At 49.6% G+C, this 18453-nt stretch carries 14 protein-coding genes, 2 tRNA genes and 1 pseudogene; 11 read left to right on the top strand and 6 right to left on the bottom strand.

Annotated features, from left to right (window positions below):
* Window positions 1–10 precede the first annotated feature (10 nt).
* From HGD79_RS00740 to HGD79_RS00720, 5 genes are read right to left on the bottom strand one after another with little or no spacing between them, the layout of a single operon-like run.
* Window positions 11–1420: a replicative DNA helicase gene (locus HGD79_RS00740; RefSeq protein ID WP_247653382.1), complete on the bottom strand. Its 1410-nt coding sequence runs from the start codon at window positions 1418–1420 to the stop codon at window positions 11–13.
* A complete protein-coding gene (locus HGD79_RS00735) occupies window positions 1417–2481 on the bottom strand; it encodes a replication protein RepO (RefSeq protein WP_139496449.1) in 1065 nt (354 codons plus the stop codon). Before HGD79_RS00735 ends, HGD79_RS00740 begins: the two co-directional genes overlap by 4 nt.
* Before the next feature lie 2 nt (window positions 2482–2483).
* Window positions 2484–2708 carry a hypothetical protein gene (locus tag HGD79_RS00730; protein WP_000943913.1) on the bottom strand — a complete coding sequence of 75 codons (225 nt, stop codon included), beginning with the start codon at window positions 2706–2708 and terminating at the stop codon, window positions 2484–2486.
* A 39-nt stretch (window positions 2709–2747) separates the two neighbouring features.
* Window positions 2748–3224 carry a toxin YdaT family protein gene (locus HGD79_RS00725; RefSeq protein ID WP_139496450.1) on the bottom strand — a complete coding sequence of 159 codons (477 nt, stop codon included), beginning with the start codon at window positions 3222–3224 and terminating at the stop codon, window positions 2748–2750.
* Between the two features lie 59 nt (window positions 3225–3283).
* Window positions 3284–3481 (bottom strand): Cro/CI family transcriptional regulator, encoded by a 198-nt coding sequence (locus tag HGD79_RS00720; protein ID WP_000846364.1) that lies wholly within the window; start codon window positions 3479–3481, stop codon window positions 3284–3286.
* An 86-nt stretch (window positions 3482–3567) separates the two neighbouring features.
* Here HGD79_RS00720 and HGD79_RS00715 point away from each other — a divergent pair, with 86 nt between their 5' ends.
* The 8 genes from HGD79_RS00715 to HGD79_RS00685 all read left to right on the top strand — a co-directional run bounded on the left by HGD79_RS00715 (window position 3568) and on the right by HGD79_RS00685 (window position 9690).
* A complete protein-coding gene (locus tag HGD79_RS00715) occupies window positions 3568–3963 on the top strand; it encodes a helix-turn-helix domain-containing protein (RefSeq protein WP_021560868.1) in 396 nt (131 codons plus the stop codon).
* Between the two features lie 946 nt (window positions 3964–4909).
* Window positions 4910–5239 (top strand): hypothetical protein, encoded by a 330-nt coding sequence (locus HGD79_RS00710; protein WP_139496451.1) that lies wholly within the window; start codon window positions 4910–4912, stop codon window positions 5237–5239.
* Between the two features lie 30 nt (window positions 5240–5269).
* Window positions 5270–7489, top strand: a complete 2220-nt coding sequence (locus HGD79_RS00705) for a hypothetical protein (protein ID WP_168848245.1) — start codon at window positions 5270–5272, stop codon at window positions 7487–7489.
* Entirely contained in the window at window positions 7486–8055 is a 570-nt protein-coding gene (locus HGD79_RS00700; protein ID WP_139496453.1) for a siphovirus Gp157 family protein, read from the top strand. Before HGD79_RS00705 ends, HGD79_RS00700 begins: the two co-directional genes overlap by 4 nt.
* Window positions 8055–8237 carry a hypothetical protein gene (locus HGD79_RS00695; RefSeq protein ID WP_000916333.1) on the top strand — a complete coding sequence of 61 codons (183 nt, stop codon included), beginning with the start codon at window positions 8055–8057 and terminating at the stop codon, window positions 8235–8237. The genes HGD79_RS00700 and HGD79_RS00695 overlap by 1 nt, the downstream gene beginning before the upstream one ends.
* A gap of 49 nt (window positions 8238–8286) precedes the next feature.
* Window positions 8287–8481 (top strand): hypothetical protein, encoded by a 195-nt coding sequence (locus HGD79_RS26440; RefSeq protein WP_071819446.1) that lies wholly within the window; start codon window positions 8287–8289, stop codon window positions 8479–8481.
* Window positions 8447–8662 carry a DUF4224 domain-containing protein gene (locus HGD79_RS00690; RefSeq protein ID WP_076796145.1) on the top strand — a complete coding sequence of 72 codons (216 nt, stop codon included), beginning with the start codon at window positions 8447–8449 and terminating at the stop codon, window positions 8660–8662. Before HGD79_RS26440 ends, HGD79_RS00690 begins: the two co-directional genes overlap by 35 nt.
* Window positions 8662–9690 (top strand): tyrosine-type recombinase/integrase, encoded by a 1029-nt coding sequence (locus tag HGD79_RS00685; protein ID WP_000091777.1) that lies wholly within the window; start codon window positions 8662–8664, stop codon window positions 9688–9690. Before HGD79_RS00690 ends, HGD79_RS00685 begins: the two co-directional genes overlap by 1 nt.
* Window positions 9691–9775: 85 nt before the next feature.
* On the opposite strand, the gene HGD79_RS00680 is transcribed toward HGD79_RS00685, so the two are convergent.
* Window positions 9776–9865: transfer RNA gene (locus HGD79_RS00680), tRNA-Ser, on the bottom strand.
* Between the two features lie 93 nt (window positions 9866–9958).
* On the opposite strand from HGD79_RS00680, the gene mtfA reads away from it, so the two are divergent.
* From mtfA to yeeJ, 3 genes and pseudogenes are all read left to right on the top strand, one after another.
* A complete protein-coding gene (gene mtfA / locus HGD79_RS00675) occupies window positions 9959–10756 on the top strand; it encodes a DgsA anti-repressor MtfA (RefSeq protein ID WP_001392298.1) in 798 nt (265 codons plus the stop codon).
* A gap of 100 nt (window positions 10757–10856) precedes the next feature.
* Window positions 10857–10932: transfer RNA gene (locus HGD79_RS00670), tRNA-Asn, on the top strand.
* Window positions 10933–11245: 313 nt separating this feature from the next.
* Window positions 11246–18322 (top strand): annotated as a pseudogene (gene yeeJ, locus HGD79_RS00665) (inverse autotransporter adhesin YeeJ).
* Window positions 18323–18453: the final 131 nt, after the last annotated feature.

Raw genomic sequence — 18453 nt, 5'->3', positions numbered from 1 at the left:
TCAGGCGTGGTTAAAATGGGTCCGTATTAAAGTTTTTGTTTGAACACCGTTTTTCACGTTTTCTCGGTTGCTCTGCCTCCTTCTGGATGCGTATTTTTTCGCGCGCTACGTGTTGATCAACTGGCAGGAAATGCCCATTCCTGAATTCCTGATAAATAATTTCACCTGCCCCGCCAGAACGGTTTTTACCAATAATCACCTCAGCGATACCCTTTGCAGGTGAATCAGGTGTGTAAACGTCATCGCGATACAAAAACAAAATGCTGTCAGCATCCTGCTCAACACTGCCGGAATCGCGCAGGTCCGACATCACCGGGCGACGCTGGCCAGCAGGTCGAGAATCCACCTGGCGGGAAAGCTGGCTAAGAGCAAAAACAGGGGTATGCAGACGCATGGCCATAGTCTTCATGTTGCGGGAGATATGCCCCACAGCGAGATCGTGGCGCTCGGCCTTCGGTTTTTTGATCAGGCCCATGTAATCAACACCAATCAGCTTCAGGTGCGGATAACGGCGTTTATGAGTCTCTGCAATGGCGCGGATCTGCTCAATCGTCAAATCAGTGGCATCAACAATCCAGATATCGCGATCCTGCATGATTGCAAGCGCGGCGGTTAATCGAGACCAGTCCTCATCGTCCATTTCTTTTGGATTACGCAGACGCGATGAGGACATATTCCCAGCCCCGGCAACGGTACGTTCAACAATCTGCTGAGCGCCCATTTCCATGCTGAAAAACAGTGCGCCGCCACCATCTGCGGTAACGCCATCGATAATCTTCAGGGTAAATTCCGTTTTCCCCATGCCTGGACGACCGGCAACCACAACAAGGTCGGTCATGTTGATACCGCCCAGCGCCGCGTCCAGATCATCAATACCGGTTTTTAACAGCGCTTCCTGTGCATCTCCTGACATGCGTTTTCCCACAATGTCCATGTAAGTTGGAAGTAAATCACTTATATGAACCGGTTGGACTGCCCCCGAATCAGCACTCATGTCCAGTAACTGTGTCACCGTATTTTCAACAACAAGATCCCGCTGCATTTGATTTACTGCTTTGTTAATCCCGTCTGCGCCGGCTTGTAGTAATTCAGCCATCGTTCGGCTTCGCCAGGCTGCGACCATCTTTTCGGCGTACCCTTTCAGGTTCGGAACTGTCGCTGGTTGGTTACAGATTTCAGCAAGATTTGCCAGTGTTCCCTGTCCGCCTATTGCTTCGCTGATATACATCAGGTCAATCAGACCACCGCTCAGCGCTTGTTTTTTTATCTCGCAAAAAACTGAACGGTAATAACCCACGCTAAAAGCGGCCTCCGGAGTGGTAGCGATTACGTCAAAAGCATCAGGTGTAGCGCCGCCATTCATCAGTCCAGCAAGAACAACGGATTCAAGCTCTTGTGTTGAATACATAAGAGATTTCATAGCGCCCCCTCCCTGGTTTTACGCAGAGTTTCTGGCTTCATCAGGTAATCAAACCCTGCCCGCCAGCCGTCGCGATATTCGCCGCCGAAATAGAAGTCTGGGGCGTTATCGCGGAATTTTTCGAAGTAGCCGATAAATGCGCCAAGAGTTTGCGTGCGCATATGCGCCAGCAGGCGCAGGATTGCCCGACGGCGGTCAGTATCAATTTCAGCGACAGGTAGCAGGTCGCCCAGAATCTCGTTGTAGCCCTTCACCACTTCAGCAGGGTCAATGGCAGCCTCAGTAGTGGCCCACGTCTCGGCGTCAGCCAGGTATCCGTCAAACCGGTTTACGCGGCAAATGTTCGCAGGTTTCGGCACGCTTCCGCTACGACGGCGCCATGTCGCAATAACCCAACGAATTACTAACTGAATTTCAGCCACGCTGTAACCAGCGCGGGTGGTGGTGGGAGTCAGCAGCATGACAAACGGTTTAACGTCGCGGCAGCGGGTACCGATTTTCTCGTTGTAGTAGTTCAGAGCTTTTTGAGCATCAGCGAGAATGATTTCCTCGCCCTCCCCCTTTTGGGGGTAAGGGGGATCTTTTATCTCTGTAGTACTCTCTGTTGTATTCTCTGTAAGAGATTGGGTCATTTTGACCTTAGCGCATGGGTCAACTTGACCTGATGCTTGGGTCACATTGACCTCTTCGATTGGGTCAACTTGACCTAATCGATTGGCCACAGGGAATGTTGTCTCTTCAATCTTACATAACTGGGCATAATTGATTGAATACCACTTGGTTTTATCCCAGGCATCACTGTTAAAGTTCCCAGTAAATACCACATTCAATTTTTCCAGATTGGCCAGCACGCGTTTTATTGTCGACTCGCTCCAGAACGGGAATTGTTCTTGCCAATCGGTCACACTGTTGTACACCCAGTGGCGATTTTCGAAGAAATTTTGAGATGAATTCAGCCAGTAGTGGATTTGCTGTAGAACGATGGCTTCATTCAACCCTATAGTGCATGCCAACGTGGGCAGGACCTGAAGGGGGTTTTCGTTAATCAGCAAACGACTCATACTCAGATCTCCAGAGCTTCGGCTATCTGACGACAACCGGCTTCATAGTCCGCATTGCTCAGCCCTTTGTCGCGCAACTCGACCTTCCTGGATTCATACTGCTCCCACACCGAAAGCGCGGCAGCCATACGCCCATCAAAAATAGGTTGGATCTCTGCAACATGTGCCGGGCGCCCATTCAGGTGCCAGCCGTTACGCCAGGTAATGCGGTCAATATGTCTTAACATCGGTCTTTCCTCGGTATAAGTTAAACGCTGGTCAGGCGCTCATGCATGATGGCCTTGCGCAGTGCTCATCACTGCCCCTCGCGTCGCTACCAGCGCCGCTATTGCTTCGTCAATTTCCTGAATAGTTATCTCTGGCGCGAAGTGGAGATGTACAGCGTTAATCGCTTCCACCCCTTCTTTTGCCGCCAGCGTTGCCAGCAAAACGGGATCGCCCGGCGACTCCAGACGCGCCCGCCGTTCTGCGGGTAGCACGGCTTTCATCACACTGGCCAGCACCTGAGTTTTTCGGCGCGCCGCCGTTGTCTCGCCACGTAACCAGCGAAAGATTTTCTGCCGATTGTTGTTGATGGCTCTCCAGTCCACATTGCCGTCCGCGTCCTCAAATTCATGTAGTCTCAACTCATCATTGCGTCCCTGACTGAACCAGGCCCGGCAGATTTCAATCGTGACGAGTTCCTGCCCTGCCCTTGCCGCCCAGGTCAAAATCTCTTTTTGTAATTCCTCTGGGTTTTCCATAGCGTCTCCTGTCGCTAAAAATTGATTACGCTTAATCAGATGTAATAAGCCGCCCTTTGCTAAGCTTTTTCATGTTTTGGAACATCGTAAAAAGTCGGGTCATATTTCAGTGCTCCGTTAGTGATATGGTCGAGTCGAGCAGCTCGCTTTTCAGGAACTGTTGCCCCCCAACGAGTAACCGCCACTTGAGATATACCCAGCACCTTGGCTGTGGCTGTCTTTGAACCAAAAAAACTAATAACCGTCTCTGTTTTCATAATCCCTCCACGTAACTTTTGTTAGCAACATAAATACTAACTAAAGTTATGTCAAGTTAACTTATATTATGAGGATGAAGAATTTGATGCTTAGCGACCGTTTATCTCAAAGACGCAAACAGCTTGGTCTAACCCAACAACAGCTTGCTGATATGGTTGGAAGATCGAGTGTGAGCGTTTTTAAATGGGAAAGCGGACAAAATGAACCAAAAGGTCAGAACTTGCTGGCTTTGGCCAATGCACTTAAGTGTTCTGCCACATGGCTGCTTTTTGGTGACGAAGACCAGGCGCCAACTCCGGTAGACGAATTACCAACAGAGCTGGATTCACGTCAAAAAAGATTGTTAGAGTTATTTGATTCATTACCCGAGTCAGAAAAAGAAAAGCAACTAATTGAATTAGAAGATAAAGTTGAAAACTTTAATCGTTTATTTGAAGAGTTACTGGTTACCAGAAAGAAACTAACCCCCACCAAAAAATAAAATAAAGGCAATGTTTTCAATGCATTGCCTTTATTTTTACCCCAAATACTAACTTTTGTTATAAAACACCTTGCACATAAAATTACCTTTAGTTATATTCATTCCATCAACAACGCTTACCCAGCGGCAGTTGTTCAGAAACACGTTCTGACAGCCGGAAAGACGGCACCAAATTTTGCGCGTCGGCGCCAGTACGATGACAGAGGGAAAGACTTCGCCGGCATATGGCACATGTGTCGAAGCGGTCTGGATGGAAGCGGAGCCTTAACGCGTTGTCTCCATAGCAGGTAGCCGGAATGTGCAAGCCACAGCCAGGTATGAGCGATTGATTCACCATCAAGGCGATACGGTGTGACCACCAGGGAAGAGTCCTGGCTACAACACGAGAGCGCACTTCATCGACTCAACTTTGAGCTTTGTCGTTAAATTTTGAAATGGCGGAGTGCGCTCCCGGTTGTGGTGAACAGGTGTTTAACGGGAACTCCCTGCCCGTTACCCGGTTCGATTCCGGGCGCCCATCATCAATTTGCTGTGTTTAGTCTTTGCCCAGTCCGCACGATGGGCCATTTTTTCACACAGCCAGGTTTTATCGCTGTGCCTGAGTCCCCAACAGGAGAGGCCAAACCCGCAGCGTGACACCAGGGAAAGACCGGAGGAAGTACCACGCCTGACCAGCGTTGACCATGAGCCTGACCAGCTCAAAACAGGAAAGACCAGCCCCGTACGGTCGTGATGGAAACATAACGACACCGGAAACGTAACCGGCACCCTTTAGATAGCAAAAGACCCGCACAAGGCGGGCCAGTTACCCCGAACGGCGACCAAACCATTCGGATTTATCACAAGTGACCAAACTTGTGATGAGGAAAGACCAACGACACTGACGCTATGGAAGCTGATCAATATTCGCTGATCGGTCCCGAGTATACATCACCAAGGAGTCGCTATGGAAGCGCACACCACTATCCCCGTAAAGCTATATGTAAATTATGCATTCCCAACCTCAACTTTCTGTCCTGGGGAAATCTTAGTTGCAACCGTTGATATGTCTAAAGGTTTTCCAGACAGGTACATCCTTCTGGAAAGCCGCGAAATTGAAATTACCGTCAACCAGCCCCAGCCAATCGACATCATCGGTTTACAGGTTGAGCAGCTGCGTGAGCAAAAACAGAAAACAGCCGCCGACGCCCAACAGCGTATTGCTGCTATCGATGACAAAATCCAGCAGTTACTTTGCATCGAATACACGCCAGATACCGATGAGCTCCCCTACTAAAAACCACTGACCTGTAATGAGGAAAGACCAATGACCATTTTTAACGGCTTGTTAGAAGCGAAAAAAGGCGCGCTCAAAAACGGCGCGATCCCGGCGCTGGCCATCGCCATCGACGCCCCTAACAAAAAAGTTGCCGAGAACATCATCATCGGCAAATTGTGGGAAGCCTACCCTGACCACGGCGACAACTATTTCAAACCTACAATCTGGGAAGATGCCCCGGGCCAACCGCGCCCAGGCGTCGGCGAGTTCGACGAGGCGTTTGCCGCCGAGCACGTTTTTGACGGTGAAAAGTGGGCCGCTAACACACCGGTTGTGTCTGACACTGACGACGATTCAGACTGTGGCGCCACAGCTGACGATATGACAAAACTGCCGCCACGTGAACGTTTCGCAATGGTTCTGCTGTTCAGCCACAACACAAATGAGATCGACAGTGAAATGCTCTCGCAAACGCGGGAATATCTGGAGATGCTCGACAATGGCGATATCGACAGCGAAGACGAGGTTGACGCGCTCAACCGCTCAATTCTCGACGCTATGCAGGCGTGCAAACCGATCGAGCATATGCATATGACCGGGCTGAACAATCTGGTTCACGCGATTTTAATTAACTGTGAGCAGGAGCCAAACCCCACTAACTGGACTATTGCCAAATTTATTAAAAAGTGGGTTGAGAATCCCGGCAAACGTGATGAGTTATTGCCGGAGGCGGCAACGGAAGCCGCGCCAGCGCGTCCGTACAAACAGACTCACGCCACACTGGATCGTGAAATTGCCTGCGCTCTGTTACCCGTTGGCCCGGAAAAAATCACCCCCAGCGTTCTGAAAGCGGCAGACGAAATAATCAGCCAGGACCGGGAGGATTTTAAACGCTGGTCAATGGCCCTGCGCACAACGGATCAGATCCTTGCCTATGACCGCGCATCAGTATTCGGTGTTATTCAGAGCGCCCCCGCAAAAGACACGTACCACTTCCCGCAATCCCTGCGCAGTCACATCGACAACTGGCTGCACGCTAACGGGCAGCGTGATGCAAATGCTGTTGCAGAGAAGCCAAAGGAAGCAGCACCAAAGGATGATGTAAAAGTCACCAACCACGGCGGCGGGCGATTCTCAATTGATGGGATGATGTCAGAAACACCCTCAAATCATGGTGAAAAAAGCGAAGCTGCAAATGCTGGAGAACGTAGTTTGCAGCAGTTGCGTGAGCAGTTTGTCACGCCTCGCCATGTGTATGACGTACCTGAAAATAACGCCGTATCACAGAGGGAACCTGCAGCAATTACCCCGACAGAAGAGACTCCTCCACAAGAAAAACTTAGCGAGCAGGTAAAAGACCTGGTGCAAAACGTTGACGCGCTGGTTGAGCGGATCCATACCGAAGAGCACAAGCGGCAGAATGCAATCTCAGCTATCGAAACGGAGTTAAAGGACTCCGGCGACACGGATAACCTGGCATTGTGGAAGAACGTATTCAAAACCGATGAGCGCTTCACCAGTGCTTTCTCTCAGAACGGCGGCGGCACATCCATCAACGGCACTTATATAGCGATGAAAGCGACTCGCGAATTTGGGCCGTTTGGTATTGGCTGGGGTGTAGAGGTGGTGGAAGAGCGTTTTGATAAAGGCGCACCGATAGTTCGCAAAAAACAGGTTGGTGAAAAAATAGAATGGGATCTGATTCAAGACGGTGTTGGCGGGTACCTATGTGAAATGCACCACACCATGAAAGTTAGAGTCTGGTACATGTTGAATGGTGTTCGTGGTGAGTCTGAGGCTTACGGTTGCACCCCGTACATCTACGATACTAAACATGGACCAACAAGCGACGGCGAAGCGCCGAAGAAATCCTGGACGGATGCTGTTAAGAAAGCGCTATCCCCTCTCGGATTCAGCGCCGATATTTTCATGGGCCTGTACGACAATCCGGAATACCGCCAGAGGAATAAAGCTGAGTTTGATATCAAGAATGCCAGCGAGAATGCGGAAGATGCTACCCGTCTGCGTAAGGAACTGGATGAGAAGCTTATCAACGTTGCCAATACGCTGGCCGCCGCAGTAACCACCAACGAAGTAAACAAGGTATTTGGCCTCATCGCCCGCGAAGTGGATGTACACCGGAAAGCAGCGGAAGCCAAAGGCGATAAAGAATATTCATCGTATCTGGGATCACGTCTGCGCCGTATCACCGACATTAAAACCGAACGCCTCGCCGCTCTCGCCGCCGCACAGGAGCAAACAGCATGAGCACCGCTATCGCTATTGCAAAAGAATACGCCAGCCTGATTGACCTGCTGGAAACCACCGACGAACTGACGCCAGAGATGATCGCCGACACACTTGGAGGTATGCAAGGAGAACTGGGAGACAAACTGGACGCCATGATGGTCATCTGCCGCAATTTACAGGGCAATGCCAGTACCTGTGCTGAAGAAATGTCTCGCCTGGCTACCCGTAAGACGTCCTTTGAAGGCAAGGAAAAAGCAATTCGGAAGCATATGCTCACCTGCCTGCAAGCTGCTGGCCTGGATAAACTGAAAACCGCAAAAAACACATTTACTGATGCACAGGGGGCTATCCGGGTAATTATCGATAGCAAAGATAAGATCCCGGATGAGTATGAAGGCGTGTCACTTGTTGATGTAGAAACGGTTATTACACCAAACAAGCGAGCCATTAAAGAAGTGATTGAATCTGCGGAGGCGGTTGCCGCCGAAATACTAGCGCGTGGAGAAACACCACCTGCCGAATTACTTAACCCGGTACCAGGCGCACATCTGGAACGCGGCGAACGTTCGCTGAGGGTACGCTAATGCTTAAACTCACATTAAAGCGTGGTGACGCGGTTCACCTGGTACTTGCCGATGGTACCAATGGCATTATTGAAGCACGGAGTCGCTGCGAACTTGGGCTACACCTGCCAGAAAACATTAAGGTCACGCGGGAGAAATCGGCATTCCCCCCACCAGAACTGATTACGCCTAATCAGAAATAAAAACTCACCATCGCTAGCATTGCGATTCACCAGACCCAGGAGGATCACAATGCTGCGATGGCAACCGGGAGCAACTCTGCTCTCCGCATTTGATATCAAAATTGGCCGACTGTCGGCCAGCGTCAGGAAACAGACTTTGACCGAGTCTGATATTGCCCGTGCCTGCAAGGCGGCAGATGACCTGATTTACCGCATTATGAGGAAAGACCATGAACGACCTGCTAACAGACCAGGAACTGGTTGAACTGACCGGTTACCAGTTCCCGTCAAAACAATGCGGTGCCCTGACCCGTGCCGGGATCTCTTATGTAAAACGCCGCGACGGGCGACCTCGCGTCACGTGGACGCATGTAAACGCCGCGCTGTCCGGAGCCAGACCCGCGCAGATAGCCGAAGAAGAACAACCTAATTTTGATGCAATCTGATGAGCAGAACACGAAAAAGCGCGGAAGATAATAAGCTGCCACCCCGCGTTTATAAAAACAAATACAGCTATTATTTCAAACCAACGCCCCGAGAGTGTATTACGCTGGGTAAAATTAATGATCTGTCAATTGCTCAGGTATGGGTGAAATACGAAGAGATCCTGAATGATGCTATTGATGTCATGACGTTCAGTAAACTCTGGAACAAATTTCTCAACAGCACCTACTATCTGGAACTCGGTCAGCGTACACAAAAGGATTATCTGCAGCACCAGAAGAAATTACTCGCCGCGTTCGGGAAAATGAAAGCCGACAACATAAAACCTGCTCACGTGCGGCTGTATATGGACAAGCGGGGGCTGAAAAGCAAAACACAGGCGAACCATGAAAAAGCCAGTATGTCGCGAGTATTCCGCTGGGGATACGAACGCGGATACGTAAAAGGGAATCCATGCCAGGGCGTCAGTAAATTTTCCCTCAAGCCCCGCGACTACTATTTCACGGACGAGGAATATATCGCAATTTATCAGGAGGCATCTCCCGTTTTACAGTGCGCGATGGAGATCGCCTATCTGTGCGCCACGCGGATCGGCGATATACGAAAGCTGACGTGGGATCAGGTAATGAGTAAGGGGTTGTTTATCCAACAGGGTAAGACTGGCAAAAAGCAGATCAAACAGTATTCAGAGCGACTGACGTTCGCACTTGAGCAGGCGAAATCGTTGGGAGGACAACATTTCGTGGTCTGTAACAAATATGGCGGGCAATACAGCTATACCGGATTTAACGATATCTGGCGTAAAGCCAGGGCGGCGGCAAGTGAAAAGCTGGGCTACCCGATTACGGGAACGTTTCACGATTTAAAAGCGAAGGGGATCTCAGACTACGACGGAAGCAGTAAAGAAAAGCAGTTGTTCTCTGGTCACAAAACAGAGGCGCAAGTGCTGACGTATGATCGCAAACCCGCAGTAACTCCAACTCTGGATATTCCGGTGCTGGATGTCACAGTTCTGAGCAGAAACCCGTGACGGTCTAATTCTAAGTGAATATTCTAAGTCCGTTCTAACAGGGGGATCGACGGTGAAAAGTGAGTGACGTAAGTCATTGATAAAGTGGCGGAGAGAGGGGGATTTGAACCCCCGGTAGAGTTGCCCCTACTCCGGTTTTCGAGACCGGTCCGTTCAGCCGCTCCGGCATCTCTCCGTTCAGATGGTTGCCATGATGCCAGGAAATTTGGCATTTTAACAGTCCCTGTCCGTGCAATTTTGTTCAAGTGACGAGTTTGCGAGCAAAACGATGATTAAGTGGCCCTGGAAAGTACAAGAATCAGCACATCAAACTGCCCTTCCCTGGCAGGAAGCACTATCGATCCCCCTTTTAACGGGTCTGACGGAACAGGAACAAAGCAAATTAGTCACTCTTGCCGAACGTTTTTTACAGCAAAAGCGGCTTGTTCCTTTACAGGGCTTTGAACTGGATTCATTAAGAAGCTGCCGGATAGCACTTCTATTTTGCCTACCCGTTCTGGAGTTAGGACTGGAATGGCTGGATGGTTTTCATGAAGTCTTAATTTATCCTGCGCCATTTGTGGTCGATGATGAATGGGAAGACGATATCGGTCTGGTGCATAACCAACGTATTGTTCAGTCAGGTCAGAGCTGGCAGCAAGGGCCTATCGTTTTGAACTGGTTGGATATACAAGATTCTTTTGATGCTTCTGGTTTTAACCTGATTATTCATGAAGTCGCTCATAAGCTGGACACCCGTAACGGCGATCGCGCCAGCGGAGTTCCCTTTATTCCGTTGCGTGAGGTTGCTGGCTGGGAACACGATCTTCATGCTGCAATGAACAACATTCAGGAAGAAATCGAATTGGTTGGCGAGAATGCGGCGAGCATTGATGCTTATGCTGCCAGTGATCCTGCTGAATGTTTTGCCGTACTTTCTGAATATTTCTTTAGCGCCCCAGAACTTTTTGCTCCTCGTTTCCCTTCATTGTGGCAACGTTTCTGCCAATTTTATCAACAAGATCCTTTGCAGAGACTGCATCACGCTAATGATACAGACTCGTTTTCGGCGACGAATGTTCATTAATTAACAACTTTGCAGATTAATTAACCATTTGAAATGACTTATGAAATTTAGTGTTGACAGACAAGGTACCGCTAAGTAATATGCGCCCCGTTCACACGATTCCTCTGTAGTTCAGTCGGTAGAACGGCGGACTGTTAATCCGTATGTCACTGGTTCGAGTCCAGTCAGAGGAGCCAAAATCTAAAAATTCGCTTTTTTAGCGCAATGTCACTGACCTTAGTTGAACATTGCTTTTTAACGGATAGCGGTTTTTTAACATCTTAAGCGCCCTCGACCTTTATGGTTGAGGGCGTTTTGCTATGAACGCCATCACCATTTTCCCCTCGATTATAAAACTTGAGTTATTCAGTAGTCTCCCCTCTTGCAACTCACACCCAAAACTGCCTAACGAAAAGTTATTAATTTTCAATCATATTGCTATCAGGATTTACATTTTTTCGCTGTGCTAGAAAGGGCGCATTTATGTTAGCTCGTTCAGGGAAGGTAAGCATGGCTACGAAGAAGAGAAGTGGAGAAGAAATAAATGACCGACAAAGATTATGCGGGATGGGAATTAAACTACGCCGCTTAACTGCGGGTATCTGCCTGATAACTCAACTTGCGTTCCCTATGGCTGCGGCAGCACAAGGTGTGGTAAACGCCGCAACCCAACAACCAGTTCCTGCACAATTCGCCATTGCAAATGCCAATACGGTACCCTATACCCTTGGAGCGCTGGAATCGGCCCAAAGCGTTGCCGAACGCTTCGGTATTTCGGTGGCTGAGTTACGCAAACTCAACCAGTTTCGTACGTTTGCTCGAGGTTTTGATAATGTCCGCCAGGGTGATGAACTGGATGTCCCGGCACAAGTTAGTGAAAATAATTTAACCCCGCCACCGGGTAATAGCAGTGGCAACCTTGAGCAACAGATAGCCAGTACTTCACAGCAAATCGGGTCTCTGCTCGCCGAAGATATGAACAGCGAGCAAGCGGCAAATATGGCGCGTGGATGGGCCTCTTCTCAGGCTTCAGGCGCAATGACAGACTGGTTAAGCCGCTTCGGTACCGCAAGAATCACGCTGGGCGTGGATGAAGATTTTAGCCTGAAGAACTCCCAGTTCGATTTTCTCCATCCGTGGTATGAAACGCCTGATAATCTCTTTTTCAGTCAGCATACTCTCCATCGTACTGACGAGCGTACGCAGATTAACAACGGCTTAGGTTGGCGTCATTTCACTCCCACATGGATGTCGGGCATCAACTTCTTTTTCGACCACGATCTTAGCCGTTACCACTCCCGCGCCGGCATTGGCGCGGAGTACTGGCGCGACTATCTAAAATTAAGCAGTAACGGCTATTTGCGACTGACCAACTGGCGCAGCGCACCTGAGCTGGACAACGATTATGAAGCCCGCCCGGCCAATGGCTGGGATGTACGCGCAGAAGGCTGGCTACCCGCCTGGCCGCACCTTGGCGGTAAACTGGTCTATGAACAGTATTATGGCGATGAAGTGGCCCTGTTCGATAAAGACGATCGGCAAAGTAATCCTCATGCCATAACCGCTGGACTTAACTATACCCCCTTCCCGCTGATGACCTTCAGCGCGGAGTAACGCCAGGGTAAACAGGGCGAAAATGACACCCGTTTTGCCGTCGATTTTACCTGGCAACCTGGCAGCGCAATGCAGAAACAGCTTGACCCGAACGAAGTCGCTGCACGGCGTAGCCTTGCAGGCAGCCGTTATGATCTGGTGGATCGCAACAACAACATCGTTCTGGAATACCGCAAAAAAGAACTGGTTCGCCTGACCCTGACAGACCCCGTGTCAGGGAAGTCAGGAGAAGTGAAATCATTGGTTTCGTCGCTACAAACCAAATATGCCCTGAAAGGCTATAACGTCGAAGCCACCGCTCTGGAAGCTGCCGGTGGCAAAGTGGTCACAACGGGTAAAGATATTCTGGTTACCCTGCCGGCTTACCGGTTCACCAGTACGCCAGAAACCGATAACACCTGGCCGATTGAAGTCACCGCCGAAGATGTCAAAGGCAATTTGTCGAATCGTGAACAGAGCATGGTGGTCGTTCAGGCACCTACGCTAAGCCAGAAAGATTCCTCGGTATCGTTAAGTACCCAAACATTGAACGCGGATTCCCATTCAACCGCCACACTGACTTTTATTGCGCATGATGCAGCAGGTAATCCTGTTGTCGGGCTGGTGCTCTCGACGCGTCACGAAGGTGTTCAGGACATCACCCTTTCTGAATGGAAAGATAATGGTGACGGAAGCTATACCCAGATCCTGACCACAGGAGCGATGTCTGGCACGCTGACGCTGATGCCACAGCTGAATGGTGTGGATGCGGCTAAAGCCCCCGCCGTGGTGAATATCATTTCTATTTCGTCATCCCGAACTCACTCGTCAATTAAAATTGATAAAGACCGTTATCTCTCCGGCAATCCTATCGAGGTGACGGTAGAACTGAGAGATGAAAATGACAAACCTGTTAAGGAGCAAAAACAGCAACTGAATAACGCAGTCAGCATCGACAACGTGAAACCTGGTGTCACTACAGACTGGAAAGAAACCGCAGATGGCGTCTATAAGGCAACCTATACCGCCTATACCAAAGGCAGTGGGCTTACTGCGAAGCTATTAATGCAAAACTGGAATGAAGATTTGCATACCGCTGGTTTTATCATCGACGCCAACCCGCAGTCAGCAAAAATTGTGACATTATCTGCCAGCAATAATGGTGTGCTCGCCAATGAGAATGCAGCAAACACCGTCTCGGTCAATGTCGCTGATGAAGGAAGCAACCCAATCAATGATCATACCGTCACGTTTGCGGTATTAAGCGGATCGGCAACTTCCTTCAACAATCAAAACACCGCAAAAACGGATGTTAATGGTCTGGCGACTTTTGATCTGAAAAGTAGTAAGCAGGAAGACAACACGGTTGAAGTCACCCTTGAAAATGGCGTGAAACAAACGTTAATCGTCAGTTTTGTCGGCGACTCGAGTACCGCGCAGGTTGAGCTGCAGAAGTCGAAAAATGAAGTGGTCGCTGACGGCAATGATAGCGCCACAATGACCGCGACAGTCCGGGATGCAAAAGGCAACCTGCTCAATGACGTCAAGGTCACTTTCAATGTTAATTCAGCAGAGGCGAAACTGAGCCAAACAGAAGTGAATAGCCACGACGGGATCGCCACAGCTACGCTGACCAGTTTGAAAAATGGTGATTATAGGGTTACGGCCTCTGTGAGCTCTGGTTCTCAGGCTAATCAACAGGTGATTTTTATCGGTGATCAAAGTACTGCTGCCCTGACCCTCAGTGTGCCTTCAGGTGATATCACCGTCACCAACACAGCTCCGCTACATATGACTGCAACCTTGCAGGATAAAAATGGCAACCCATTAAAAGATAAAGAAATCACCTTCTCTGTGCCAAACGACGTCGCAAGTCGGTTCTCGATTAGCAACAGCGGAAAAGGCATGACGGATAGCAACGGGACTGCAATCGCCTCCCTGACCGGCACGTTAGCGGGCACGCATATGATCACGGCTCGTCTGGCTAACAGCAATGTCAGCGATACACAGCCAATGACGTTTGTGGCCGATAAAGACAGAGCGGTTGTCGTTCTGCAAACATCGAAAGCGGAAATCATTGGGAATGGCGTGGATGAGACGACTCTGACAGCAACAGTGAAAGATCCGTCGAATCATCCGGTGGCGGGAATAACGGTGACCTTCACCATGCCACAGGACGTTGCGGCAAACTTTACCCTCGAAAATAACGGCATTGCCATCACCCAAGCCAATGGGGAAGCGCATGTCACGCTCAAAGGTAAAAAAGCGGGTACGCATACGGTTACCGCAACGCTGGGTAATAACAATACCAGTGATTCGCAGCCGGTAACATTTGTGGCGGACAAAACCTCGGCTCAGGTTGTCCTGCAGATGTCAAAAGATGAGATCACAGGTAATGGCGTCGATAACGCAACGCTAACTGCAACGGTTAAAGATCAGTTCGACAATGAGGTGAATAATCTTCCGGTAACATTCAGCTCAGCCTCTTCAGGACTCACCCTGACCCCGGGAGTAAGTAATACCAATGAGTCTGGCATCGCGCAGGCCACTCTCGCAGGCGTTGCCTTTGGTGAGCAGACGGTCACTGCATCACTGGCTAATAATGGTGCCAGCGACAACAAAACTGTGCATTTTATTGGCGACACAGCGGCGGCAAAAATTATCGAGTTGACGCCTGTCCCAGACAGCATAATCGCCGGTACCCCGCAGAACAGCTCCGGCAGCGTCATCACCGCCACAGTCGTTGATAATAATGGCTTTCCGGTGAAAGGTGTGACTGTGAACTTCACCAGCAACGCAGCGACAGCCGAAATGACGAACGGCGGTCAAGCCGTGACGAACGAACAGGGTAAGGCTACCGTCACTTATACCAATACCCGCTCCTCGATAGAATCAGGAGCGAGACCGGATACCGTTGAGGCCAGTCTGGAAAATGGTAGCTCCACGCTTAGCACATCAATTAATGTCAACGCTGATGCGTCTACGGCACATCTCACCTTGCTACAGGCACTTTTTGATACAGTCTCCTCAGGCGACACTACCAATCTGTATATTGAGGTGAAGGATAATTACGGCAACGGAGTACCCCAGCAGGAGGTAACCCTCAGAGTATCACCAAGTGAAGGCGTGACCCCCAGTAATAACGCTATATATACTACCAACCACGACGGCAATTTTTACGCAAGCTTTACCGCTACAAAAGCCGGGGTTTATCAAGTGACGGCAACCCTCGAAAATGGCGATTCGATGCAACAAACAGTGACCTATGTGCCGAACGTCGCGAATGCCGAAATCACGCTGGCAGCCTCGAAGGATCCGGTGATTGCCGACAATAACGATCTCACGACACTAACAGCAACAGTCGCTGATACAGAGGGCAATGCGATAGCCAACACTGAAGTAACATTTACTCTGCCGGAAGATGTGAAGGCGAACTTCACGCTGAGCGATGGCGGTAAAGCGATTACTGATGCTGAAGGCAAAGCGAAAGTCACGCTGAAAGGTACAAAAGCAGGCGCTCATACTGTTACAGCATCGATGACTGGCGGTAAGAGTGAGCAGTTGGTGGTGAACTTTATTGCGGATACGCTCACTGCGCAGGTTAATCTTAACGTTACCGAGGACAATTTTATCGCTAATAACGTCGGGATGACCAGGCTGCAGGCAACAGTGACTGATGGAAACGGCAACCCGTTAGCCAATGAGGCGGTGACATTCACGCTACCGGCAGATGTGAGCGCAAGCTTTACTCTCGGACAAGGCGGTTCCGCCATTACTGACATCAACGGCAAGGCTGAAGTTACACTGAGCGGTACAAAATCCGGCACCTACCCCGTGACAGTTAGCGTGAACAATTATGGTGTCAGTGATACGAAACAGGTGACGTTGATTGCCGATGCTGGTACCGCAAAACTAGCCTCCTTAACCTCTGTATACTCATTCGTCGTCAGCACGACTGAGGGCGCGACCATGACTGCAAGCGTCACTGACGCTAACGGCAACCCGGTAGAAGGCATAAAAGTTAATTTCCGCGGAACCTCCGTCACGCTAAGCAGCACCAGCGTTGAAACTGATGATCGGGGTTTCGCTGAAATTCTTGTGACAAGCACCGAGGTCGGACTGAAAACAGTTTCAGCCTCTCTGGCAGATAAACCTACTGAAGTCATCTCGCGATTACTGAATGCCAGTGCAGATGTTAATTCTGCGACGATTACCAGTCTGGAGATACCTGAAGGTCAGGTAATGGTCGCACAAGACGTAGCAGTTAAAGCTCACGTTAACGACCAGTTTGGCAACCCGGTTGCGCATCAACCCGTGACATTCAGTGCAGAGCCATCCTCGCAAATGATCATTAGCCAGAATACGGTTTCTACTAATACGCAGGGTGTAGCCGAGGTCACCATGACGCCCGAAAGAAACGGTTCGTATATGGTGAAAGCATCCCTGGCGAATGGAGCCTCACTTGAGAAACAACTGGAGGCTATTGATGAAAAACTGACACTCACGGCGTCCAGTCCGCTTATCGGTGTCTATGCCCCTACAGGTGCTACTCTGACGGCAACGCTAACCTCTGCAAATGGCACTCCAGTGGAGGGTCAGGTCATCAACTTTAGCGTAACGCCAGAAGGGGCGACGTTAAGTGGCGGAAAAGTGAGAACTAACTCTTCAGGTCAGGCTCCAGTCGTTCTGACCAGCAATAAAGTCGGTACATATACGGTGACTGCATCGTTCCATAACGGCGTAACAATACAGACACAGACAACCGTGAAAGTCACTGGCAACTCAAGCACCGCCCATGTTGCTAGCTTTATCGCTGATCCATCGACTATCGCCGCCACCAACACTGATTTAAGTACCTTAAAGACAACGGTTGAGGATGGCAGTGGTAACCTGATCGAAGGTCTCACTGTGTACTTCGCCTTAAAAAGCGGCTCTGCCACATTAACGTCATTAACAGCGGTGACCGATCAAAACGGAATCGCGACAACAAGCGTGAAAGGAGCGATGACAGGTAGCGTCACGGTAAGCGCAGTCACGACCGCTGGTGGAATGCAAACAGTAGATATAACGCTGGTGGCTGGCCCGGCAGACACCTCGCAGTCCGTCCTTAAGAGCAATCGGTCATCACTGAAAGGGGACTATACCGATAGTGCTGAGCTACATCTTGTTTTGCACGATATATCAGGCAATCCGATCAAAGTTTCTGAAGGGATGGAATTTGTGCAATCAGGTACTAACATGCCCTATATAAAAATTAGCGCAATTGATTACAGTCTAAATATCAACGGTGATTACAAAGCCACTGTTACAGGCGGCGGAGAGGGTATCGCAACGCTGATCCCTGTATTGAATGGTGTTCATCAAGCTGGTCTGAGTACCACAATACAATTCACTCGCGCAGAAGACAAAATAATGAGCGGTACAGTATCAGTCAATGGTACTGACCTACCGACAACTACATTCCCTTCGCAGGGGTTCACCGGGGCGTATTATCAGTTGAATAATGACAACTTTGCCCCAGGAAAAACGGCGGCTGATTATGAGTTTTCAAGCTCTGCCTCCTGGGTCGATGTTGATGCTACAGGTAAAGTGACATTTAAAAATGTCGGCAGCAATTGGGAAAGGATTACGGCGACGCCAAAATCAGGAGGCCCTAGCTATGTATACGAAATCCGTGTGAAGAGTTGGTGGGTGAACGCCGGCGAGGCTTTCATGATATACAGCCTTGCTGAAAATTTTTGCAGCAGCAATGGCTACACGCTCCCCAGAGCAAACTATTTAAACCACAGTAGTTCCCGAGGCATCGGGTCACTGTACAGTGAATAGGGAGATATGGGGCATTACACGACTGAAGCTGGTTTTCAATCAAATATGTATTGGTCATCTAGTCCCGCAAACTCAAACGAACAATACGTAGTTTCCCTGGCAACAGGTGATCAAAGCGTATTTGAAAAGCTTGGGTTTGCTTATGCGACATGTTATAAAAACCTCTGATTTTCCGTTATAATTTCTTAAAGAGTGCTCCATTCGGAGCACTCTTTTTTACATTCCCTCTATAGAGCTTGCCCTTCTCTCACAGAAAATGAATAAATAAAAATGCTGCACCGCAAGAATCGCGTTCGGTG

Source organism: Escherichia sp. SCLE84 (assembly GCF_012584495.1).
GTDB lineage: Bacteria > Pseudomonadota > Gammaproteobacteria > Enterobacterales > Enterobacteriaceae > ECMA0423.
Note: the sequence above shows the minus strand (reverse complement) of the source record. Positions and strands in the feature narration are given on the sequence as shown.